At 43.3% G+C, this 6166-nt stretch carries 13 protein-coding genes; 10 read left to right on the top strand and 3 right to left on the bottom strand.

Going from position 1 to position 6166, the window contains the following annotated elements:
- Nucleotides 1–64: 64 nt before the first annotated feature.
- Both AC5JMF_RS28225 and AC5JMF_RS28230 read left to right on the top strand, forming a co-directional pair.
- Nucleotides 65–346, top strand: a complete 282-nt coding sequence (locus tag AC5JMF_RS28225) for a hypothetical protein (protein ID WP_495799023.1) — start codon at nucleotides 65–67, stop codon at nucleotides 344–346.
- A complete protein-coding gene (locus tag AC5JMF_RS28230) occupies nucleotides 343–753 on the top strand; it encodes a Rossmann-fold NAD(P)-binding domain-containing protein (protein WP_495799024.1) in 411 nt (136 codons plus the stop codon). The genes AC5JMF_RS28225 and AC5JMF_RS28230 overlap by 4 nt, the downstream gene beginning before the upstream one ends.
- Before the next feature lie 99 nt (nucleotides 754–852).
- Here AC5JMF_RS28230 and AC5JMF_RS28235 read toward each other — a convergent pair whose 3' ends face one another.
- Nucleotides 853–1332 (bottom strand): tellurite resistance TerB family protein, encoded by a 480-nt coding sequence (locus tag AC5JMF_RS28235; RefSeq protein WP_495799025.1) that lies wholly within the window; start codon nucleotides 1330–1332, stop codon nucleotides 853–855.
- A 394-nt stretch (nucleotides 1333–1726) separates the two neighbouring features.
- On the opposite strand from AC5JMF_RS28235, the gene AC5JMF_RS28240 reads away from it, so the two are divergent.
- The 6 genes from AC5JMF_RS28240 to AC5JMF_RS28265 all read left to right on the top strand — a co-directional run bounded on the left by AC5JMF_RS28240 (nucleotide 1727) and on the right by AC5JMF_RS28265 (nucleotide 4048).
- The gene (locus AC5JMF_RS28240) at nucleotides 1727–2350 is read left to right on the top strand and encodes a hypothetical protein (RefSeq protein ID WP_495799026.1); all 624 of its coding nucleotides are present in this window, start codon (nucleotides 1727–1729) and stop codon (nucleotides 2348–2350) included.
- Entirely contained in the window at nucleotides 2329–2625 is a 297-nt protein-coding gene (locus tag AC5JMF_RS28245) for a hypothetical protein (protein ID WP_495799027.1), read from the top strand. Before AC5JMF_RS28240 ends, AC5JMF_RS28245 begins: the two co-directional genes overlap by 22 nt.
- A gap of 270 nt (nucleotides 2626–2895) precedes the next feature.
- Nucleotides 2896–3141, top strand: coding sequence for a UPF0175 family protein (locus AC5JMF_RS28250; protein ID WP_495799028.1), 246 nt, complete (start codon nucleotides 2896–2898; stop codon nucleotides 3139–3141).
- Nucleotides 3138–3323, top strand: coding sequence for a PIN domain-containing protein (locus AC5JMF_RS28255; protein WP_495799029.1), 186 nt, complete (start codon nucleotides 3138–3140; stop codon nucleotides 3321–3323). The genes AC5JMF_RS28250 and AC5JMF_RS28255 overlap by 4 nt, the downstream gene beginning before the upstream one ends.
- A gap of 88 nt (nucleotides 3324–3411) precedes the next feature.
- Entirely contained in the window at nucleotides 3412–3606 is a 195-nt protein-coding gene (locus tag AC5JMF_RS28260) for a hypothetical protein (RefSeq protein WP_495799030.1), read from the top strand.
- A gap of 166 nt (nucleotides 3607–3772) precedes the next feature.
- Entirely contained in the window at nucleotides 3773–4048 is a 276-nt protein-coding gene (locus AC5JMF_RS28265) for a hypothetical protein (protein WP_495799031.1), read from the top strand.
- 186 nt (nucleotides 4049–4234) lie between these two features.
- On the opposite strand, the gene AC5JMF_RS28270 is transcribed toward AC5JMF_RS28265, so the two are convergent.
- Both AC5JMF_RS28270 and AC5JMF_RS28275 read right to left on the bottom strand, forming a co-directional pair.
- The gene (locus AC5JMF_RS28270; protein ID WP_495799032.1) at nucleotides 4235–4714 is read right to left on the bottom strand and encodes an SRPBCC domain-containing protein; all 480 of its coding nucleotides are present in this window, start codon (nucleotides 4712–4714) and stop codon (nucleotides 4235–4237) included.
- Nucleotides 4715–4733: 19 nt separating this feature from the next.
- Entirely contained in the window at nucleotides 4734–5057 is a 324-nt protein-coding gene (locus tag AC5JMF_RS28275) for an ArsR/SmtB family transcription factor (RefSeq protein ID WP_495799033.1), read from the bottom strand.
- On the opposite strand from AC5JMF_RS28275, the gene AC5JMF_RS28280 reads away from it, so the two are divergent.
- Nucleotides 5029–5367, top strand: coding sequence for a hypothetical protein (locus tag AC5JMF_RS28280; RefSeq protein ID WP_495799034.1), 339 nt, complete (start codon nucleotides 5029–5031; stop codon nucleotides 5365–5367). The genes AC5JMF_RS28275 and AC5JMF_RS28280 overlap by 29 nt on opposite strands.
- Nucleotides 5364–6166, top strand: an 803-nt coding sequence (locus AC5JMF_RS28285) for an AraC family transcriptional regulator (RefSeq protein WP_495799035.1), incomplete at its 3' end; no start/stop codon positions are given. The genes AC5JMF_RS28280 and AC5JMF_RS28285, both read left to right, overlap by 4 nt.

Consider the following 6166-nt stretch of genomic DNA (forward strand, 5'->3'; position numbering starts at 1 on the left):
TATGTTAGCGTAAGCTATCCGCTAACTACTCTCCCACACCTTTTTTCGTTCACCCAGTGAGGATTTGGTCGAGAAGGATGAAGGGGGTAGGCTGATTAGGGCGATCGCCTCCCTTGAAGCCATATTATCAGAACCTGGTGGGACTGTTGTTGATCCGCAAACTAAAAGGGAATATCCTGCACCACCTAAGATTGTTGCAGATAAGGATTATTCAGAGCGAGATAAGTTACCACTGTCTATGGATTGGGGGAATTACTCGGCTAAGTGGTTAGCGAGGTTTAACTTGGGACTCCATGACATCTTAAAGCGCAAAGAAAAAGCTTGGCATCCATTCTCTCAGCGATGACAGACTCTAGCTTAGAGAAAATCGTTGCCGAATCCACTTATGGAGCGCAGCCCGGTTCTCAAATTGGCGATTTGGGAGTGCTTTACGAAATGGAGCAGCAAATCGCCGCCCAGTCCATACCATTTAGTATTATCCGCGCTGCCTACTATATGAGCAATTGGGACTTCTCTCTACAATCCGCTAAACACGATGGCGTAATCCATACTTTCTTTCCAACCGATTTTGCATTGCCGATGGTAGCCCCACGCGATATTGGTCAGTTGGCAGCGCGTTTGATGACAGAACCAATGGCGAACAACTTACCTAGACCCGAAAGGGAAAGCAGACAAGAGCCTGTTTGTAAAGCGGTAAGTTACAGAAGACGTGTATGTTACTGTTCCGCAATGCCTGAGCAATATGTTACCTAGATAGTATTACGGTTGAGTTCTGTGCTGGCTATGGCAAAATCATGACTGGAAGTCAAGTCTTTAGACCGCCCTCAGTGTCGTTTTTAGTATAAAAAATGGCTAAATAGGTGCTCCCTCCGGATACATCAGTTTCACTCTTTTCTCCCGTAGTTTGGCTTCTTCGATACAGATTTGTTCAATTTGTTCAACCAAATCTTGAGAAATGCCCAGTTTAGCTGCCATTTTGGTTACAGTTGCCCTTTCCTTGTCACTATATTCTCCATCAGCACTGCAAGCTTTAATCGCATCGTAAACAAGATAACGCCGTGAACCAGTTGCCTCTGGAGCATCACCAATCGCATTCTCGATATCTTCGTCAGCTTTATAAGATTTGAGTTCCTCCACTAATGAGTCTGGTGCGCCAAAAGCACAAGCAAGCCCAACCACCCAGTCTCTTTCTTCAGGGGTTAATCTCCCGTCTCCATTGGCACAAATGAGAATCGACTTCGAGTAACCATTATAAGCTTCAAGACTTGGAAGTTTGCTAAAGGTATATTTTTCTCTAAATAACCACAACAAACCCTCATTTCTAGTAGTCATGCTTACCCTTGATAAATAGATTAAGGAAGTTTTTCAATGTCATTATCACATCAAGTGATAGTCAAATAGATCGCCAATAAAAAATAAATCTCAGTTAACCAAAAAGTTTTTTAGAAGCCTTGCTAAGTAAATATTTCACGATTATATACATATACGACAGAACGACCTTTTAGTAAGTATTCTAAGTAGGTGGACGGGAAAATTTTTAAGTATGCAACGAAATGTTAAGGAGTAGCTTAAGAGTTAAATTTAACACGTTGCGTACTGTAATTTCCTTTAGCGTAACTTTAGGCGAACGCTACGGAGTGAAGACCTATTTGATGCCTCACTCAAAAAACTGCAAGATCAAAGAGGGAAAATTCAGGGCGAACGACACCAGCAACGCAAGGCAGAATTGTCCCGGCGTTATGAAGTTGAAGTTACCCCTGATTTGGTTGAGAAGGATGACGACTCTTGGTATCCTCAACTGCGGATGCACTATTACCTGACGATGGGGCGAGAATTTTTGACAAAACGTGATGCCAAAAGAGCCGCATCACAGGCTGAGGCTGGGGAGAATTCGATTTGGAAACCTGATTTTAACTTTGGGCAGATGTTGTCTTCTGTGTTGTTATTGGAAGAACTGAATTTGTTGCAGTTGCTAACATCTGGGGAACAGTTGAGGGATTCTGATGAGAGGATGCAGGAGTTGAAGAGGGTGGCACTAGAGAATCGGTATCTCATCAAGACTTGTTTGAATGTGACTATCTCTGAGAAGCTGACTCCGGTGGCGATCGCACAAAAGTTATTGGACAAGATTGACATGCGATTGTCTTATGTTGGTCGGTTGGGGCCGAGGGGAAACCGGGAGTGTGTGTATAAGTTTGTTGCACCATTAGATGGGCGCTCTGGTATCTTCGAGAAATGGTTGTGCCGAGATGAACTCGCTCCTAAAACAATTGCGAATTGCGTTAGCGAAGCGGTAGCGAGTCCTCGAGCGTCATTGCGAATTGTTCGGTGTCAGTCACTAATAATATAGATATACCAACATGCATCACTGACACAACATTACCCGATATTCCCCAAACATTAAATGAAACTGCTGTCGGGTGGAAGGGATTGAGACTGAAGCTGCGGCAAGGGTTAGAAAGTGCTGGTCGGTTCTACACTGAGTTAGTCGCTAAAGTTGGTGAAGCTATTGGGGTTGCTGATGGTGAGCCAATATGGAACTCCTATTTGGGACAGTGGCAGGTATGGGTGAGCTTTGCTGATGGTTGTAGGTCAGTGAGATGCGATTGGTTGGTGGCAGTGTAGGTCAAACCAATTCACGCATTCACGCATTCACGCATTCACGCATTCACGCATTCACGCATTAAAGAGAATTAGTGGGAGCGGGTGTACCGCCACTAATTAAAGACCGCCAAAGACGTTGACGCACAAAAGTTTGGTCAACTGATTGCATCTGCGCCCCGATTGGTTACGTGGATGGGGTGAATTGTTGGGGTTATGATGGCGATCGCAACTTTTGCACCCAATACATGTTGTGAACAATTAAAATAAACCTAAAAGATTGAATTTTCCCTTATGAGTGTGATGATTCCTGATGACATCCTCCGAGCCTCAAACATGAGCGAGGATGAACTGAAATTAGAAATCGCCATTTTGCTTTACCAGCAAGGCAAGATTAGCAGTGGCAAAGTCCGAGCTTGGACAGGAACTACAGTACTTGAATTCCAGCATGAACTGGCAAAACGCGGTTTACACATCAACTATGATGTTGAAGACTTCCAATCCGATATGCGGACATTGCAATCAATGGGTTTGCTGTGATTATAGTTAGCGATACATCACCGATCACAAACTTGGCAGCAATTGGTCAATTAGATTTACTCCGTCAGTTGTACAGTAACGTTACCATTCCTCAAGCCGTTTATAACGAGATGGTAGGTGTAGATCGGATTGTTCCTGGCGCAGTAGAAGTTCAACAGCTATCTTGGATTCAAAGTCACTAATAATATAGATATACCAACACAAGTTGCTGACACAACATTACCCGATATTCCCCAAACATTAAATGAAACTGCTGTCGGGTGGAAGGGATTGAGACTGAAGCTGCGGCAAGGGTTAGAAAGTGCTGGTCGGTTCTACACTGAGTTAGTCGCTAAAGTTGGTGAAGCTATTGGGGTTGCTGATGGTGAGCCAATATGGAACTCCTATTTGGGACAGTGGCAAGTCTGGGTGAGCTTTGCGGACGGTTGTAGGGCTGTGGGGTGCGATTGGTTAGCGGTGGTGTAGAGCCAGGAAAGACTATTATCGATGACCTGGGGGCGTGGTTTCTCTACAGTGTGGTGTTTTGTGCAATTTACCTAAAACAGTGATTTAGAACCTCACTTCTTCAAGAAGTCAGGGTTGTGAAAAGGTATGTGGCTACAATAATGAAAGAGCAAAAAGCAGGTGTATTATGGAGGCTATTTTTTGGACTGTAGAAGAAGTCGCTCAAAGAGCCAAGCAATTTTACGATCAGGGGATTCGTTCCTCAGTTGAGCATGGCGATAATCTTGGCAAGATGATTGTGATTGATGCTCTTACTGGCGAATATAGAATTGATAAAACTGGTGTGGAATCAGCATTAAAGTTAAAACAGAAAAATCCCAACGCCAGATTATTTACTATGCGAATCGGTTATGATGTTGCTGTCAGCTTTGGTGGTGTTCCTTTAAAGCGTACAGTTGAATGATGGAAGGAAGATTGATTGAACGCAAAGCAATAGCAGACCAATTTTTAAGACATATATACTGCATGGTGTGGAGTGTTTCTCCAGCGGTAGCGTAAGAGCAGGCAATCAAGCCACCCCAGACAATGCCTGCTACTGCTCCATCAGGTGGAGAGCAAATATAATCGGTCTTTCGACAGGCCAATTTACTTAATTGTTTGATTCTAAAAGCTTGCCTAGGGCTTCAATCGACTGTCGCCAGCCGCTTTCCATTCCACTTGCAACCATGCTGTCACGGTCTTGTTGGTTCATTGCAGTGCTATGTGTACGAATCTCGGTTGTATGCTCGTCAACCGCGACAAACTCGATTTTTTCCAGCATAACGTGTCCACGTTCCGGCATCCCTAAGAATTCAAATGTTTGCACGATCCGTCTATCTTTAGTTACTTCGTGAAAACAGCCAGTAAATTCATACTCATTACCGTCTGATGATTGCTCGGCAATATGCCAACTCCCGCCGTCTTTACAATCAAAGCGATACACTTTCATCTTTTTACCGCGACACCACCATTTAGCAAAGAGTTCCTCTTTGATATACGCCTGGAATACCTTTTCAAGCGTTGCATTGATTGTGACGATACCCAAGATATTTTGTGAATTCTCTGGAACTGTTACTTTTAGATGTGCCATACAGTTATCCTCCTAATTGTCAATCTTCTTCTAATAATTTTTCCAAAGCGTTGAAGCGCGTACTCCATACTTTTTCATACTCACTCAGATGTGCTGCGGCTACTTTGATAGTCTTTGGTGTAATATTAATCACTTTCTCCTTACCACTTCGACACTTGCTAACCAGTCCTGCTTTCTCAAGCACACTAACGTGCTTGGCAACCGCTGCCAAAGACATCGCATATGGTTTTGCTAATTCACCGATCGTGTGTCCCCTTTTCGATACACGCTTGAGAATATCTCTGCGTGTTGCATCGGCCAGAGCGCCAAAAACCATGTCAAGAGCAACATTTGATTCAACCATATGGTTGAATGATAACCCAACATACATATTGCGTCAAGGTTTAGAAGAGGCTTTTAAGTTTTACCATGCGCGAGCCAAAAGTATTGGTAATGCCATTGGCGTGGCTGATGGTGAGCCAATATGGAACTCCTATTTGGGACAGTGGCAAGTTTTAGTTAACTTTGAGGGCGGGTGTAAGTCGGTGGTGTGTAATTGGTTAGTAGAGTGTAGAGTATGTTGTTGCGAAGTTATTATAGTAAAAACAGACGTTGCTGAATCTAGGTATGAATTTACCTCACGCACAGACGCTCCAGACGCACAGAGTATATGAGAACGCTAGGGCAAACAATCAAACTTATTGATTATCGGCAAAAGAATGCAACTGATGTGCTTGTGCCTAAACCTGCTGTTCTCTCAAGCTCAGGATGGGACAGTATTTATCTGGAACTGCATCAACAGCCAAAGTTTGATGTAGCTGAACATCAACACACAATGCACGTCATTGCTCAAGGAGTTTCCGGCTTATCAAATTTATCAGGAGAACGATGGTTAGATGGAAAGCTCACGACAGAGATGCGTAATCATGGAGACATTGCAATCATCCCTGCGGGTATTTCCCATCGCTGTAATTGGAATACTTCAGTTCAGTTTATAGTTTTGGCATTTGAGTCTGCACTCCTCAAACAAGTTGGTGAAGATTTGGTTGATGGCGATCGCATTCAACTCATTCCTCATTTTATGACTAAGCAAGATGTTTTGATCCAAGGGATCATCTCTGCGTTGAGAGCAGAATTAGAGTTTGGTAAAATCGGCGGTTATTTGCTAATTGATAGTCTCAAAACGACATTAGCAATTCATTTATTACGCAACTACTGCACTACACAACCAAAGCTTTCTAGTTATGCAGATGGATTGTCTAAATTAAAGTTGCAACAGGTGAGAGAATACATCAATGAACATCTGCATCAGGATGTTAAGCTGAGTGAGATTGCGGCGATCGCCCAGATGAGTCAATATCATTTTTTGCGTCTGTTCAAGCAAAGTATGGGCATAACGCCCCACCAATACATTTTGCAATGTCGAATCGATAAAGCAAAATATCTGTTGCAACACAGTAAACTCAGCATTGC

Source organism: Desmonostoc vinosum (assembly GCF_059505385.1).

Bases quoted from the DNA above. Each gene is read 5' to 3' on its own strand.
- AC5JMF_RS28235 (WP_495799025.1), bottom strand. From the start codon at position 1,332: ATGACTACTAGAAATGAGGGTTTGTTGTGGTTATTTAGAGAAAAATAT.
- AC5JMF_RS28275 (WP_495799033.1), bottom strand. From the start codon at position 5,057: ATGGTTGAATCAAATGTTGCTCTTGACATGGTTTTTGGCGCTCTGGCC.
- AC5JMF_RS28265 (WP_495799031.1), top strand. From the start codon at position 3,773: ATGGAGGCTATTTTTTGGACTGTAGAAGAAGTCGCTCAAAGAGCCAAG.
- AC5JMF_RS28280 (WP_495799034.1), top strand. From the start codon at position 5,029: ATGTCAAGAGCAACATTTGATTCAACCATATGGTTGAATGATAACCCA.
- AC5JMF_RS28270 (WP_495799032.1), bottom strand. From the start codon at position 4,714: ATGGCACATCTAAAAGTAACAGTTCCAGAGAATTCACAAAATATCTTG.
- AC5JMF_RS28250 (WP_495799028.1), top strand. From the start codon at position 2,896: ATGAGTGTGATGATTCCTGATGACATCCTCCGAGCCTCAAACATGAGC.
- AC5JMF_RS28230 (WP_495799024.1), top strand. From the start codon at position 343: ATGACAGACTCTAGCTTAGAGAAAATCGTTGCCGAATCCACTTATGGA.